At 61.5% G+C, this 14,759-nt stretch carries 15 protein-coding genes; 11 read left to right on the top strand and 4 right to left on the bottom strand.

Annotation, left to right across the window (positions count from 1 at the left end):
- Positions 1-127: 127 nt before the first annotated feature.
- Entirely contained in the window at positions 128-1,603 is a 1,476-nt protein-coding gene (locus C0Z18_RS25830) for an ApeA N-terminal domain 1-containing protein (protein WP_146014098.1), read from the top strand.
- Between the two features lie 111 nt (positions 1,604-1,714).
- Here the strand turns inward: C0Z18_RS25830 and C0Z18_RS25825 are convergent, their stop codons facing one another.
- Complete coding sequence (locus tag C0Z18_RS25825) at positions 1,715-2,149, bottom strand: hypothetical protein (RefSeq protein WP_102648305.1); 435 nt, start codon at positions 2,147-2,149, stop codon at positions 1,715-1,717.
- Positions 2,146-2,751 (bottom strand): restriction endonuclease, encoded by a 606-nt coding sequence (locus tag C0Z18_RS25820; RefSeq protein WP_158244292.1) that lies wholly within the window; start codon positions 2,749-2,751, stop codon positions 2,146-2,148. The genes C0Z18_RS25825 and C0Z18_RS25820 overlap by 4 nt, the downstream gene beginning before the upstream one ends.
- A 925-nt stretch (positions 2,752-3,676) precedes the next feature.
- Here C0Z18_RS25820 and groES point away from each other — a divergent pair.
- Both groES and groL read left to right on the top strand, forming a co-directional pair.
- A complete protein-coding gene (gene groES / locus C0Z18_RS25815; RefSeq protein WP_102648303.1) occupies positions 3,677-3,967 on the top strand; it encodes a co-chaperone GroES in 291 nt (96 codons plus the stop codon).
- Between the two features lie 46 nt (positions 3,968-4,013).
- Positions 4,014-5,654, top strand: a complete 1,641-nt coding sequence (gene groL, locus C0Z18_RS25810) for a chaperonin GroEL (protein WP_102648302.1) — start codon at positions 4,014-4,016, stop codon at positions 5,652-5,654.
- A gap of 123 nt (positions 5,655-5,777) precedes the next feature.
- Here the strand turns inward: groL and C0Z18_RS25805 are convergent, their stop codons facing one another.
- Positions 5,778-6,644, bottom strand: coding sequence for a hydroxymethylpyrimidine/phosphomethylpyrimidine kinase (locus C0Z18_RS25805; RefSeq protein ID WP_102648301.1), 867 nt, complete (start codon positions 6,642-6,644; stop codon positions 5,778-5,780).
- Positions 6,645-6,884: 240 nt separating this feature from the next.
- On the opposite strand from C0Z18_RS25805, the gene C0Z18_RS25800 reads away from it, so the two are divergent.
- From C0Z18_RS25800 to C0Z18_RS25760, 8 genes are all read left to right on the top strand, one after another.
- Positions 6,885-7,055 (top strand): rubredoxin, encoded by a 171-nt coding sequence (locus C0Z18_RS25800; protein ID WP_102648300.1) that lies wholly within the window; start codon positions 6,885-6,887, stop codon positions 7,053-7,055.
- Between the two features lie 57 nt (positions 7,056-7,112).
- Positions 7,113-8,504: a hypothetical protein gene (locus C0Z18_RS25795; protein ID WP_102648299.1), complete on the top strand. Its 1,392-nt coding sequence runs from the start codon at positions 7,113-7,115 to the stop codon at positions 8,502-8,504.
- A 270-nt stretch (positions 8,505-8,774) separates the two neighbouring features.
- Positions 8,775-9,353 (top strand): YqgE/AlgH family protein, encoded by a 579-nt coding sequence (locus C0Z18_RS25785; protein ID WP_102648297.1) that lies wholly within the window; start codon positions 8,775-8,777, stop codon positions 9,351-9,353.
- The gene (gene ruvX, locus C0Z18_RS25780) at positions 9,350-9,772 is read left to right on the top strand and encodes a Holliday junction resolvase RuvX (RefSeq protein ID WP_102648296.1); all 423 of its coding nucleotides are present in this window, start codon (positions 9,350-9,352) and stop codon (positions 9,770-9,772) included. The genes C0Z18_RS25785 and ruvX overlap by 4 nt, the downstream gene beginning before the upstream one ends.
- Entirely contained in the window at positions 9,772-10,287 is a 516-nt protein-coding gene (pyrR, locus tag C0Z18_RS25775) for a bifunctional pyr operon transcriptional regulator/uracil phosphoribosyltransferase PyrR (RefSeq protein WP_102648295.1), read from the top strand. The genes ruvX and pyrR overlap by 1 nt, the downstream gene beginning before the upstream one ends.
- A gap of 83 nt (positions 10,288-10,370) precedes the next feature.
- Positions 10,371-11,402 (top strand): aspartate carbamoyltransferase catalytic subunit, encoded by a 1,032-nt coding sequence (locus tag C0Z18_RS25770; RefSeq protein ID WP_102648294.1) that lies wholly within the window; start codon positions 10,371-10,373, stop codon positions 11,400-11,402.
- A gap of 64 nt (positions 11,403-11,466) precedes the next feature.
- Positions 11,467-12,744 carry a dihydroorotase gene (locus tag C0Z18_RS25765; RefSeq protein ID WP_102648293.1) on the top strand — a complete coding sequence of 426 codons (1,278 nt, stop codon included), beginning with the start codon at positions 11,467-11,469 and terminating at the stop codon, positions 12,742-12,744.
- Positions 12,745-12,795: 51 nt separating this feature from the next.
- Complete coding sequence (locus C0Z18_RS25760) at positions 12,796-13,638, top strand: lysophospholipid acyltransferase family protein (RefSeq protein WP_102648292.1); 843 nt, start codon at positions 12,796-12,798, stop codon at positions 13,636-13,638.
- A gap of 118 nt (positions 13,639-13,756) precedes the next feature.
- Here the strand turns inward: C0Z18_RS25760 and C0Z18_RS25755 are convergent, their stop codons facing one another.
- Positions 13,757-14,611 (bottom strand): symmetrical bis(5'-nucleosyl)-tetraphosphatase, encoded by an 855-nt coding sequence (locus tag C0Z18_RS25755; protein ID WP_102648291.1) that lies wholly within the window; start codon positions 14,609-14,611, stop codon positions 13,757-13,759.
- Positions 14,612-14,759: the final 148 nt, after the last annotated feature.

Genomic DNA, 14,759 nt, shown 5'->3' with positions numbered 1-14,759 from the left:
CGCCGACTGCATTCGACATTGAACTACGTCAGTCCCATGACGTTCGAGAAGAATTGGGCCGTCGCTCAGCGAGGGCATGCGGCCTGATGGCTTCAGCTATGGGATTCGTGAAACAGGGGCAAGGCCAGTGAAACAGAAATGGGGGATGATTTTGTCCGATAAAATTCTCGAAGAGCGAGGGTATTTCTGGTGGCATGAGGAACCCATTCCGAAAGGGCATTTCGCGCCTTCCAGTCTGGTCACAGGTACGCTTTCCATTAACGAAATCGGAAAAATTCATCTCGAGCTCGACGGCTATCTTAATGGCGAGCACGGACCCATAGCGACGTTAATCGACCGCGATAGAGAGCTTCCGGGTGACAAGGCGATTCAAGGTAAGTTGAAAGATAGCAATAAGAACGTCCTTTTGCTTGGGCTGCGTAAGCATGGCGGCCGATTTAGTAGTAACGGTGTTTCGTTCGAGGGGTTCGCAGCGACGAACTGCCTAGTCACACGAGGAGCATTTCCGCTGTCGAATGATCCGTTGCAGTTCGACGCTCTCGACGTAGAGTTGACCGGCATGGAGGATTGGTTGCGTCTTGGCAACATTGAGACCAAGCGGACGCGGTCCCGCATCACAGCGAGGCATAGGCTTCCCAAGTCGGATATGTGGCAGTTGGACGATGGAATTTTGACGATTCGCTATGACATCTCTGGCCCGTTTCCGAGTCAATACAGCCGTCGATCGCACGAACTCACGTTAATTGAATGCGCATCAATCAATTTCTCACCTAAAAATATGCTCCCGTTGACGGAGATGAGGACAGAGTATGGCCGCATGCAAGATTTGTTTATCTTGCTTACCGGGTCTGAATACTCCCTTGCGTGGCCGCGTCTCAAGGCAGGAAAAGATACATTTGATCTGTATTTTCACGGTCACGGTCGCTCCTCAAAAGCCCCTACGTGGGATGACTGTTGGACAAATTTTGTTCAGCTTCGTGAGCGATTTGGTGAGATTTTTAGCTTGTGGAGGCGAAAGCATAACGACTTCGGGCCGGGCTTCTATCTCTACCTGGGAACGCGTCGCGGTATGAAGTTGTATGTGGAGCATCGATTTGTGAACCTCATATGGGGAATCGAATCTTTGCATCGCAAGAAAAACGGTCGAAGTTCAATGCCAACCAAGCTAGAACAGAAGATTCAACGCATCTTGTTGCAAATCGAGGGCGAGGACGACCGAGAGTGGCTGGAAGGACGGTTGAGAAATGTGAGCGAGCCATCGTTGCAGCAGCGATTGTTTGAGATTTTTCGGCATCTTCCATTTGATTTTGACAGAAAGCGACTCAATCGTTTTTGCGAGGAATGTGCTCGGTGTCGAAATGACATCTCGCATTTTGGTGGTCAGCGGCACGAAGGGGACTACCAAAATTTCGTGATTGATGTAGCAAAAAAATCCGAGGCGATTGGCTACCTCTATCACGCCCTCCTTTTGCAGGAAATAGGTATCGATTCGGCCTTGCTCAGGCAGTGGATATTCGATGGGCCGAAATCTTTTGCTGTGAAATACACGCTTCGTGAAGTGGGGCTGTTGCCGGAAGAGGCGAAAGACCATTCAAGTATGTGAGGGATTCACGTGTTGCGGAAGGATGGAGCTGTCGAAGGCGGAAGTTGAAAACTTGCTACTACCATCATTGGAGCGATCAAGTCGCTCCAATGATGCGAAGCGTCGGCGTGACTATTGCTGATCGAGTGTCGTGAGCCTTTCGGAGAATTGTTGATAGCGCATTGGTGTACATCGCGTATTGGCAGGGAAGCGCCTGATGCATCGAATATCCTCCGAAACGAACCAGTCAGCAATCATCGATGCTACGTCCGCAATGAATGCGTCACCGGCCTTCTGAGAAGCTCCGCGATGATCGTCGAATACTTCGCCGGAGCCCAAGTAGTCACCTGGGCGCATGATCCCTGCCCGGGCGACAGCGTGGCCCACATACATCATCGGGAATAGCTTGGGTATGCCTGTTGGACGTTGTCTCAATTCTTCGGCCACCTGCCGTGGTACCACTATTCCGATAAAATCGTCGGCGATCAACTGATTTATTTGCTCGACCGTGAACGGATCGGCCTCAAGTTTGTCGTAAACATTTGTATCTAAGACAATTGTAATCATTCGTATCTCGCGAAGCCGATTGAATAGAAATTCTCATAATCTTTCGCTTGAAATTTGGATCGTTGGGCGATTTTTAGTTCGTCAAAAAAGCGTGGCGCATCCAGAAGTTTGATTGCCATTCCCCGGGCGCTCGCGAGTGCGGTTACCTCCGTGGCTCCCGGTTGGTACCTGGACGTTGTGACGAATACGCCCTTGGTGTACCCGCCAATAAGGAGCGCCCCAGCCAGCGAGCGAATCTGCTCCGCAGAAATGGCGTTCTTGTATCGCTTTACTTGAACGCCGATCCTTTCCCCGGGGCGTTCGAGGATTACGTCGATGCCGCCGTCGCCTGAGTAGCTGGTGACGCGTGGAAGGAACCCTCGATCGCGGAATACGCTTGCAACTGTCTCCTCGAAAAGGCGGGGATGCAATTCAAATCGCTTGTCGTATCTGATGGTGAGATAGTCGCGCACGTCTTGCAGCGGGTGCTGAATATCGGTTAGATCCAGCTCCCTAAGGCTCCCGGCCGCACCTGTTTCTGCGCCCCAACGGCTTCGGCCATCATCAAATATATCTTCGGGGTGTGGCGCGATCGGCGATCTCGGTTCGATATCCTGGTCCATGACAGTGAGCGTCCACCAGCCGCACAAACGACAGACTGCGGGCGTCACCTCGACTTCGAGATTGCGTTCCTCATACTCACGATGCTCCGGAGGGAGTTTTCGCAGTGGCGATCGGCAAAACAGACACGTAGCACACCGCGATACCATTCGTCCGAGGTCCCAAGAAAGGTCACTGTAGTCCCAAATAGTCATCTCTCAGTTTCCGACTTCGTTCTCGACTGTGGCCCGTGCCGTCGCCTTCGGAGAACCTTCCGGAGGTCGTCGGTCGGCGTATTTCCGTAAGCGTCCTCGATTCCTCGGGGGAGGGGCAATCGATAGCCTAGGCACGAATGGCATTGTCAGCAACGCGGAGTCGGCGGAAGGCATCGTCGCTGCAAAGTCTAGCGCGACTTTCTCCGACGGGACGAGCTGTATGCTTTATGGCCAGTTGGCTGTCCTGTCATTGTGTTCGGCACAGCCCAGCGTAGCGCTGTCGTCTCATCGGCCCAACCATGCTGCCGCTGTATTCGTGAAGTGAGCATTCTCGGTCAGTGGCGAACTAGGGATTACCCCTAATGTGGCGTCTAGGTGAACGCTCGAGCAATTTGGTCGTGGGTCAATACCCGGCTTGGGGCTTGGTCGCGGCGGGGGAAGCCGGCTATCAGGACCCAGCGGCGCGTCCAGAGTTTTGTACGAGGACTTGTCGGCTCGCCTCTCCGAGCGCATTGCTGCGGTGCAAGGTCCCGACTTGCGCGATCAAAGTTCCAAGTCGAGTGAATCTCGACACCGGGTGTAAAAACTCCTCCCACCCCTCCCTTGAAATCGCCAGGGTCGATCCATATAATTAGCACTCGCTGCACTTGAGTGCTAACAAGGGTTTCGTCCGGGTCGCGCCACGCGGCCTTAACTTAAGCGTTTTTCAGTCTCAAACCAGAGAGGAGCAAGCATGAACCTTCGTCCTTTGCACGATCGCGTTATCGTGAAGCGTTTGGATCAGGAAACCAAGACCGCCTCCGGCATCGTGATCCCCGACGCCGCAGCCGAGAAGCCGGATCAAGGCGAAGTCCTCGCGATCGGGCCGGGCAAGCGCAATGACAAGGGCGATCAAATCGCGCTGGACGTCAAAGTCGGCGATCGCGTCCTGTTCGGCAAGTACGCTGGCCAGACCGTCAAGGTCGATGGCAACGAACTGCTCGTGATGCGCGAAGAAGACATCATGGCGGTCGTTCAGAAGTAAATCCCGTCCAGGTCGACATTTCCCAAAGAATTCAAGGAGTTAAAAGATGGCAGCTAAAGACGTCGTATTCGGCGACAGCGCTCGCGCCAAGATGGTTGAAGGCGTGAACATCCTTGCGAACGCAGTGAAGGTCACGCTGGGCCCGAAGGGTCGCAACGTCGTCCTCGAACGCAGCTTCGGCGGCCCGACGGTCACGAAGGATGGCGTGTCGGTCGCCAAGGAAATCGAGCTCGAAGACAAGCTCCAGAACATGGGCGCGCAAATGGTCAAGGAAGTTGCTTCCAAGACCAGCGACAACGCCGGTGACGGTACGACGACGGCTACGGTGCTGGCTCAGTCGATCGTCCGCGAAGGCATGAAGTACGTTGCATCGGGCATGAACCCGATGGACCTGAAGCGCGGTATCGACAAGGCCGTGCACGCCGCCGTGGAAGAGCTGAAGAAGATCAGCAAGCCCTGCACGACGAACAAGGAAATCGCGCAGGTCGGCTCGATCTCGGCAAATAGCGACACGTCGATCGGCGATCGCATCGCCGAAGCGATGGACAAGGTCGGCAAGGAAGGCGTGATCACCGTCGAAGACGGCAAGTCGCTGGCCGACGAACTCGAAGTGGTCGAAGGCATGCAATTCGACCGCGGCTACCTGTCGCCCTACTTCATCAACAACCCGGACAAGCAAGTCGCCGTCCTCGAAAACCCGTTCGTGCTGCTGCACGACAAGAAGGTTTCGAACATCCGCGATCTGCTGCCGGTGCTCGAGCAAGTGGCCAAGGCCGGCCGTCCGCTCCTGATCATCGCTGAAGACGTCGAAGGTGAAGCCCTCGCGACGCTCGTGGTGAACAACATCCGCGGCATCCTGAAGACCGTTGCGGTCAAGGCGCCTGGCTTCGGCGATCGTCGCAAGGCGATGCTGGAAGACATCGCGATCCTGACGGGCGGCCAAGTGATCGCCGAGGAAACGGGCCTCACGCTCGAAAAGGCGACGCTGCAAGAGCTCGGCCAAGCCAAGCGCATCGAAGTGGGCAAGGAAAACACGACGATCATCGACGGCGCAGGCGAAGGGAAGAACATCGAAGCGCGCGTGAAGCAAATTCGCACGCAAATCGAAGAAGCGACGTCCGACTACGACCGCGAAAAGCTGCAAGAGCGCGTGGCGAAGCTGGCTGGCGGTGTGGCCGTCATCAAGGTCGGCGCGGCTACCGAAGTCGAAATGAAGGAAAAGAAGGCACGTGTCGAAGACGCGCTGCACGCGACCCGTGCTGCCGTTGAAGAAGGCATCGTTCCTGGCGGCGGCGTTGCACTGATCCGTGCTCGTGCTGCGATCTCGGGCCTGACCGGCGTCAATGCCGACCAAAACGCCGGCATCAAGATCGTGCTGCGCGCGATGGAAGAGCCGCTGCGTCAGATCGTGACGAACGGCGGCGAAGAAGCCAGCGTCGTCGTGGCAGCGGTTGCCGCAGGCAAGGGCAACCACGGCTACAACGCCGCGACCGGCGAATACGGCGACCTCGTGGAAGCCGGCGTTGTCGATCCGACGAAGGTGACACGCACCGCGCTGCAAAACGCCGCTTCGGTGGCAGGCCTGCTGCTGACGACGGACGCAGCCGTTGCCGAACTGCCGAAGAAGGATGCTCCGATGCCTGGCGGCATGCCCGGCGGCATGGGCGGCATGGGCATGGACATGTAATTTCGGTCTGACGGCTCCGGCCGTCAGTCGAGATCGCATGACGGGCGCGCCGCGAGGCGCGTCCGTGGCCGATAAAAAAACCCGCAAGCGATTGCGGGTTTTTTATGGCCGCTCGAATGCGGGTCAAGCCCGCGTCGGTTTAGGCCGCGGCAAATCCACGCCGATCGGCGGCGGGGCGGCAGCCTCGTCGTCGTCGCGCGCCCAGAAAAAACGATCCGGCAAATAGGCGCCCATCCCGGGGCGGAAAGCGTGGCGCACGGCCTGATAGAGATATTCCTGCGCCTCGCGCACCGCTTCGGCAGGCTCCTGTCCGTTCGCCAGCAAGGCGGCGACGGCCGCGCCCAGTGTATCGGTGATGCCCATCAGCCGCTGTTGCGGGCGGTCCCACATGTCCTGGCGCAACTGGCCATCGTCGCTGAAGAGCGTGTTGACCAGCCGATGCGTGCCCGTCTGCGTGGACAGGACGTATTCCGCGCCCTGCGAAAGCAAGTGGGCAATGGCGCCGTCCAAACTCGGCGCGTCGGCGTCGCCGTCGGGCTGCGCGAGCGCGATCAACGTCGCTTGATCGGCGATGAGGACCGTTGTTTGCGGGGCGAGCAAATCGGCGATCGACTCGCGCAACTCGTCGGCGGCCAATACGTGCTCGTCGTCCACCGTGAAGTCGGGCGCGAGGATGAGTGGAATATCGTCGTAATCGGACACGACCTCGGCGATGGCGCTGACGACCTCCGCGCGTGTCGCCGCGCCCACCTTGAAGGCGGCGATCGGCATATCCTCGAGCAGCATGCGCGCCTGCGTGGCCACGACGTCGGGATCGAGCCCCGTCACTTCCTCGCAGGTGGCCGAATCGCGTACCGTGTAGCCCGTGAGGACCGATACGCCGTGGCAGCCCATGCTGGCGAGCGTTAGCAGGTCGGCCTGCAGGCCGAAACCGCCGGTGGGGTCGGATAGGCCGAAGGTTAGAACGATCGGAGGGGCGGCGCTTTGCATGAAATAGGGTGTTGTCTTTGAGCCGCGAGCGGCGGGCCGGCCGGCTCGCCTGCGCGGTCGGTTTCATTATGCGGCCTAATGCGCTCCGATGGCACGAACGAGCGCATGCTTTACCCGGAATCGACGCATATTGCCTGACAATAGGCGCGCCGCGCCGTGCGTGGATTCCTAGCCAGTGGCACCCCAAAAACGGTACCATCATGGCTCTTTGATCAACGGATCTTTCAACGCGATACAAGAATGGAATACAAACAGTGGATGTGCCTGATTTGCGGCTGGATCTACGACGAAGAGGCCGGTCTGCCTGAAGAAGGCATTGCCCCGGGTACCCGCTGGGAAGACGTTCCGATCAACTGGACGTGCCCCGAATGCGGTGCGCGCAAAGAAGATTTCGAGATGGTGCAGCTCTGACCACCGGCCGGCGCGGCCCGGGCTTTTAGCCTGGGCCGTGTCGTATGCCCCCACGCCATGACAACCGCAGATTTACCGAGCCTCGAAGCCTTGCCCAATCCGCGCGGCGCCGCTGTGCCCGAGGCCGAAGCCGCGCTGGCGGAGGCCATGCGCGCCAGCGAGGCGCGCATGGCGGTCGTCGGGCCTTTGCTGCGGGCGGCGCAGGCGTTGCGGCAAGCCGGCTGGCTCGCGTCGCAGCGCTTCGTCGACGCGCTGGTGCTCGCTGCGCCGTACGCGAACGATGACTTCCTACCGCGGTTTCGTTCGGCGCTCGCCGATTTCCATGCGGCGCTGACGCGCCGCAATCTACGCGAGCTGGCCTGTTCGCCCACGCTGTTCGCTCACTATCGGGATCTGAACGCGCAGGTTGCGCGCCATACGCAGGGCTACGTCGTTGCGTTCGAGGACTTAGCCCTGACGGGGCGTCCTATTGCTTGCACCGCGTTGCGCGCGGTCCCGGCGGCGTCGTTACGCGTCGTGCGCGCTCGTTACGAGCAGGCGCTGCTGCCTGTCCTCAAAGGGCAGGAAGATACGAGCGCGGCGCTCGATGAGCTCGACGCGTGCATCGCCGAGTTGGCAGGTGACGACACGTACGATGTTTGGCGTTTGGCGGGCGCCTGTGCTCATGCGCTGCGCTTGAACGGCCGCGCTCGAGCGGGCGATCCCGAGGCGAAGCGCTTTTACGCGCGATGCAATTTGTTGCTGGCCGAGCAAGGTCAGGGGCTGCAAGTGGCGCCGCGTTCGTTCGTCCGCGCGGCGCTCGCGCTGTTATGGCGCGATTACGCGCTGTACGGCGCGGCGGCGGAAGACGCCGACGCGGTCGAGATGCTCAACGATTACGGATTGACGGTCGATTGGCACGTCGCGGGGACGCAGGCGTCCGAGGCCGCTTGGGAAAAAGAGGCGGCCGAAGCCGAGGCTGCCGCGGCGGGCGAGGGCGCGGCGGGCTCGAGCGTTGCGCGCGAACTCGGTGCGCTATCGTTGAACGTCTACGCATACGAGGATTTCCTGCAAACGGCCGATGCCGCGATGGCCGCGCTTTCGGTCGGTACCGACGCGGCGTTTGCGGCGGCGACACCCGATGCGCTTGCCGCCGGGCACGCGGGGCAGGCCGCCTATGGGCTTGGCGCCGCGGCTCAGGCATTGGGTCTCGGTCACGTCGCATTGCTGGCCGATGCGCTCGGTCTCGCTTGGCGCCGCCACGCCTATGCAGCGCGCATCGGATCGGTGCAAGCGGCCCCGGCGCGGCGTCCAATGGAGCAGGCCGGGGAAGCGTTGCGCGCGATGCTGCTGCGCGTTGCGGCTGGCTTTGCGCAGCCCGATTCGGCCGTGCCGCTTGCGTTGCTCGTGCAGGCCATCGAGCGCGCCGCCCCAGCGGCCGGCTCGGTGCCGTCGTCTTCCCTTTCTTAAGCGCTGCCGGACTTCGCTTCCTTTATGCGGATATCGTTGACGCCGCTGGCCGCGCGCGCATCGAGCATGTGGCCGGGCGCCGCGGGCCGAGTCCTTGTCCGAACGGCTCGAAGCCGCGGGCGCGGCGGGCATGCGTGATAGAGTGCGGGAAACATCAGGCAGCCGCGGGCGGGCGCGAAGCATGCGCCGTTCATGGTTTGCCGCACGCGCTTGCGTGCCGGCGCTCATTTGCGGCGTCCAACGTGCACCGTCTTTGCTAAAATTCGAACCATGCCTAAGAGTAACGATCGCATCAATCTGACCAACCAGTTCCTGATCGCCATGCCCAATATGGCGGATCCCACGTTTTCAGGGACGGTGGTCTACCTTTGCGATCACAGCGAACGCGGTGCGCTCGGCCTCGTCATCAACCGGCCGACCGATATCGATCTCGAATCGCTGTTCAGTCGCATCGACCTGAAGCTCGAGATCGAGCCGCTTCTCCACGTCCCCGTCTATTTCGGCGGCCCCGTGCAAACGGAGCGCGGGTTCGTGCTGCACGAGCCCGTCGAGGGTAGCGCCTACACGTCGTCGATGGCGGTGACGGGCGGGCTCGAAATGACGACGTCGAAAGACGTTCTCGAGGCCGTCGCGAGCGGCAAAGGGCCTCATCGTTTCTTGCTCACCCTCGGCCATGCCGGCTGGGGCGCGGGGCAGCTCGAGGACGAAATCTCCCGCAACGGCTGGCTGACGGTCGAAGCCGATCCGAAGATCGTGTTCGACGTTCCGGCGGAGCAACGTTTCGAAGCCGCGCTGGCGCTGCTCGGCGTGACGCCCTCGATGCTTTCGGGCGACGCGGGTCACGCATGACGAAAGGTGTTGGACGTGAGGCGACGCTGCTTGCGTTCGACTATGGAGAAAAGCGGATCGGGGTGGCGATCGGCAACGCGCTGACGCGGCATGCCCGCGCGCTGACCGTCGTGCCCAACCGCAATCGCGAGTTTCGCTTCGAAGCCATGGGCAAACTCATCGCCGAATGGAAGCCCGACGCGCTCGTGGTCGGCCTACCGTGTCATCCCGACGGTACGCCGCACGACATGACGCAGCTCGCCAAGCGCTTCGGCAATCAGTTGAACGGGCGTTTCAATTTGCCCGTTGCGTGGGTCGACGAGCGCTACAGTTCCGTCGCGGCCGATCTCGATATGCGTGAAAGCGGCGTGGCCGCCGAGATGCGCGATGCCGAGGCGGCACGCATCATTCTTCAACAATACCTGGACGGGCTTTCTTGATGAGTTCGATTGATGCCGAAGCGTCGTATGCGACGCTCCTCGCCCAGATTCGCGACGCCTACGGCGCAGCGTTCGGCGCCGCCGACGGCCCTGTCCTCGCGGGCATCCACAGCGGGGGCGCTTGGCTGGCCGAGCGTCTCGCCCGCGATCTCGGCGCGAAATTTTTCGGGGTCGTAAACGTCGCGTTGCACCGCGACGATTACGCCAAAAAGGGTCTGCATAGCCAGGCGAGTCCCACGTCGCTGCCGTTCGACGTCGACGGCCGCCGCATCGTTCTCGTCGACGACGTCCTGCATACGGGGCGAACCGTACGCGCAGCCGTGAACGAGTTGTACGACTACGGCCGTCCCGCCGCGATCGAGCTTGCCGTACTCGCCGAGCGCAGCGGCCGGGAGATGCCGATCGAGGCGCGATTCATCGGCGTGCGCGCCGAAGTGGCCGCCGATACGACGCTCGTACTCGAGCGCGCTGGCGAAATGCAATTCACGTTTCGCACCGAAACGCGTGGCGATTGATACGCCGTCGCTTTTTCTAGGCGAAGCGCCGCGGGCCGCGTGCCGGCAGGCGCTTGTCCACCCATGTTTGAGTTAGACCGACCATGAATACCGTCACCCCGGGCCGTGCCGATCACGGCGGCGCGTCCGCACCCGCCGAGCGTTTCCGCTACGGCTTTCTCAAGGGCAACCCGCAGCTTACGAAAAACGGCGAGCTCAAGCATTTGCTGACGATCGAAGGACTGCCGCGCTCGATCGTCACGCATATCCTCGATACCGCCGAGCAGTTCGTGAGCGTGACCGATCGCGAGGTGAAAAAAGTGCCGCTTCTGCGCGGCAAGTCGGTATTCAACCTCTTCTTCGAAAACTCCACGCGTACGCGCACGACGTTCGAAATCGCGGCCAAGCGCTTATCGGCCGACGTGCTCAACCTGAACATCAACGCGTCCTCGACGAGCAAGGGCGAATCGCTGCTCGACACGATCAACAACTTGTCGGCCATGCATGCCGACATGTTCGTCGTGCGCCATGCATCGAGCGGGGCGCCCTATCTGATCGCCGAACACTGCGCGCCGCATGTGCATGTGATCAACGCGGGCGACGGGCGCCATGCGCACCCCACGCAGGGGCTGCTCGACATGTACACGATTCGCCACTACAAGCGCGATTTCACCAATCTGCGCGTGGCCATCGTCGGCGATATTTTGCACTCGCGCGTGGCGCGTTCCGACATTCACGCGTTGACGACGCTCGGCGTGCCGGAGGTACGCGCGATCGGCCCTCGCACGCTATTGCCGGGCGGCTTGGAAGATTTGGGCGTGCGCGTTTATCACAACCTCGACGAAGGGCTGAAGGACGTCGACGTCGTAATCATGTTGCGCCTTCAAAACGAGCGCATGAGCGGTGCGTTGCTGCCTTCGGCGCAAGAGTACTTCAAGAGCTGGGGGCTGACGCCCGAGCGGCTTGCGCGGGCCAAGCCCGATGCGATCGTGATGCATCCGGGACCGATGAACCGCGGCGTGGAAATCGATTCGCAGGTGGCCGACGGCCCGCAATCGGTGATTCTGAATCAAGTGACGTTCGGTATCGCGGTGCGCATGGCCGTGATGAGCATCGTCGCCGGCAACAACGACTGAACGGGCAGTGTCGCCACGCCATGAGGCGAGAGAGCAGCGACGTCAAAGAGAACAAAGGCAGCGCATGAAGATTCATATCCAAGGCGGCACGGTGATCGACCCGCAAGCGGGTACCGAGCAACGGGCGGACGTTTTCATTGCCGACGGCAAGATCGCCGCGATCGGCACGGCGCCCGCCGATTTCAAGGCCGATAAAACGATCGACGCAAACGGGCTTTGCGTGTCACCGGGGTTCGTCGATTTGTCGGCGCGCTTGCGCGAGCCCGGCTACGAGCACAAAGCCACGCTTGATTCGGAAATGGCCGCGGCGATGGCCGGCGGCGTCACGACGCTCGCGTGTCCGCCCGATACGGACCCCATACTCGATGAGCCGGGTCTCGTCGAGATGCTCAAGTTCCGCGCGAGCAAGCTCAACCGTGCGAACGTGCATCCGCTGGGCGCACTGACGGTTGGCTTGAAGGGCACCGTCATCACCGAGATGGTCGGATTGACGGAAGCCGGTTGTGTCGGGTTTACACAAGCCGATGTGCCGATCGTCGATACGCAAGTGATGCTGCGCGCGCTTCAATATGCGAGCACGTACGGCTATACCGTTTGGTTGCGCCCGCAAGACGCCTATCTCGCCAAGGGTGGGGTGGCGGCAAGCGGCGCGGTTGCTTCGCGCCTCGGCTTGTCCGGTGTTTCCGTGGCGGCCGAGACGATTGCCCTGCATACGATTTTCGAGTTGATGCGCTCGACGGGCGCGCGCGTGCATCTGTCGCATTTGTCTTCGGCAGCCGGCGTGGCGCTCGTGCGGGAAGCGAAGGCCGAGGGCCTGGCGGTCTCGTGCGACGTCAGCGCGAATCACATTCATTTGATCGACGTCGATATCGGCTACTTCGATTCGCAATTCCGCCTCGATCCACCGCTGCGCACGCAGCGCGATCGTGAGGCGATCCGCGCGGGCCTGGCCGACGGTACGATCGATGCCATCTGCTCGGCGCATACGCCGGTGGACGACGACGAGAAGTTGTTGCCGTTCGCCGAGGCGACGCCTGGCGCCACCGGGCTTGAATTGCTGCTCTCGCTGACGATCAAGTGGGCCGATGAAGCAAAGTTGCCGCTGACGCGTGCGCTCGGCCGGATCACGTGCGAGCCGGCGAAGGTCTTGAAGCTGCCGGTTGGCACGCTGCAAGCGGGGGCCGCGGCCGATATCTGCGTGTTCGACCGCAACGCTTACTGGCGCGTCGAGCCTCGCGCGCTCAAGAGCCAAGGGCATAACACGCCGTTCCTCGGCTATGAACTGCCGGCACGCGTGCGCGCGACGATCGTCGCCGGGCGTGTGGCGTACGAGCAGTCTTGAAGACCGGGCGGGCGATCCATCCGTCGAACGAAACATGAACCGCCGAGCGCGATGAAAGTTGCTATAGCGAAATTACGGCTCGTTTTGCATCTGCTGCGAGGGATGTGGATCGTCGCTGTCCGTTTCCCGCGTATGTCCGCCGAGGCGAAGCTCGAGATCAACCGGGCTTGGTCGATCAAGATGCTCCGGCTCGCCGGTATGCGGCTCGTCGTGCATCACGACGAACGGCGCGTCGACCGTGGTGCGCTCGTCGTGGGCAATCATATCTCCTGGCTCGATATCTACGTCGTCAACGCCTGGCGTCCGACGCCGTTCGTGTCGAAAGCCGAGGTGAGAAAGTGGCCCGTCGTCGGCTGGCTCGCGCATCGATTGGGGACGATTTTCATTCATCGCGAGAAGCGCCGCGATGCGCATCGCACGATGCATGAGATCGTCGAGCGAATCTCGTCGGGCGGGGTCGTCTGCGTCTTTCCCGAAGGGACCACTTCGGACGGCGTGGGGCTCTTACCGTTTCACTCGAATTTGTTTCAGGCGGCGGTGTCGGCGCAATGTCTGGTGCAGCCGATCTGCCTGCTGTACGAGGATCGCGAAGGGCGTCAGTCGACGGTCCCCGCTTACATCGACGAGCTCTCGCTCGGACAGTCGGTCGATGCGGTGCTGCGCGGCGGGCCGTTCACGGCGCATTTGTATGTCGGGGAAGCAATCGAGCCGATGAGCGACCGGCGCGCGCTGTCGGCCAAGGCGCGGGAAGCGGTGGGGGCGGGGTTGGGGGAGTTGCAGTTGCAAGTGGCGGGTCCGATCGGCGAGACGTGCGCGGTGCCGGTAGCGACCGCATGCACGCAAGAACCCGGAGACGAGCCTTCGATCGAGGGCGCGCTGACGCCGCGGCAGTGAACGGATGGGGCGAAGGGGGCGCCGCGGCACCGGACGGTTGGCGGCATTCCCCGAGGTAGTCGTGTCCCAGTCACGAGTTACGAAACGCGGTGTCAAGACGTGGTGTCAATACGCGGTGTCAATCGCCGCGTCCCGCTCCCGCGCATTCACGGCATTCCACCTGCACGACGGTGCGCTCTCGCGGGTCGGGCGACAGGCGGACGGCCGACAGCCGATTGCCCCATACGCACCCCGAATCGAGCGCGATCAAATTCTCGCGCAGCATGAGCCCGAGCGCGGCCCAATGTCCGAAGACGATCGTCACGTCTCGCGTGCGGCGTTCGGGGGCGTCGAACCAGGGCAGATGGTTGGCCGGCGCGGACGCGGGGCTGCCGTTCGCCGCGAATTCCATCGTCCCGTCCGCTGTGCAAAAGCGAATGCGCGTGAATGCATTGAAGGCGACGCGCATCCGATCCTTGCGTTTTAGATCCGGCGACCAGCGGCGCGGTTCGTTGCCGTAGAGTTCGGCGAGCGTGTTCTTCCAATCGGCTGCGCGCAAGGCGCGCTGCAATTCATCGGCGAGTTCGAGCGCAAGCGTGAGGTCCCATTGCGGCAGCACGCCAGCGTGCACCATCAGCATGCCATTTTCGTGGTGAGCAAACGGCCGGTTCCGGAGCCATTCGAGTAGCGCCGGCGCGTCGGGCGCGGCGAGGATGTCGGCGATCGTGTCGCTGTCCTTCATCTTTCGAATGCCGGCATGAACGGCGAGCAGATGCAGATCGTGATTGCCGAGCACGGCACGCGCGCGAGCTCCGAAGCCGACGACTTCGCGCAGCGTGGCCAGGGAATCGGGGCCGCGGTTGATGAGGTCGCCGGCGAACCATAGGGGCGATTCCGGTGCACGGGGCAGCGTGTCGAGCAGCCGCCGCAGTGGGGCATGGCAGCCTTGAAGGTCGCCGAAGGCAAAGGGGACGCGAGAGACGTGATCGATCATCGAAGTGAGGGGCGTGGCCGGACAGTGGTGGCGGCGCCGTATAATTGGCGGCATTGAAGCGGCCGCATGACGATTGCTTCCAGGACGGCGGCAGACGTGTAGGTCGCGGTCCGGCTCGTTTTCGGGCCACGCTTATCCTATAGGAACT

The organism is Trinickia dabaoshanensis (assembly GCF_002879885.1).
Classification (GTDB): Bacteria; Pseudomonadota; Gammaproteobacteria; order Burkholderiales; family Burkholderiaceae; genus Trinickia; species Trinickia dabaoshanensis.
Note: the sequence above shows the minus strand (reverse complement) of the source record. Positions and strands in the feature narration are given on the sequence as shown.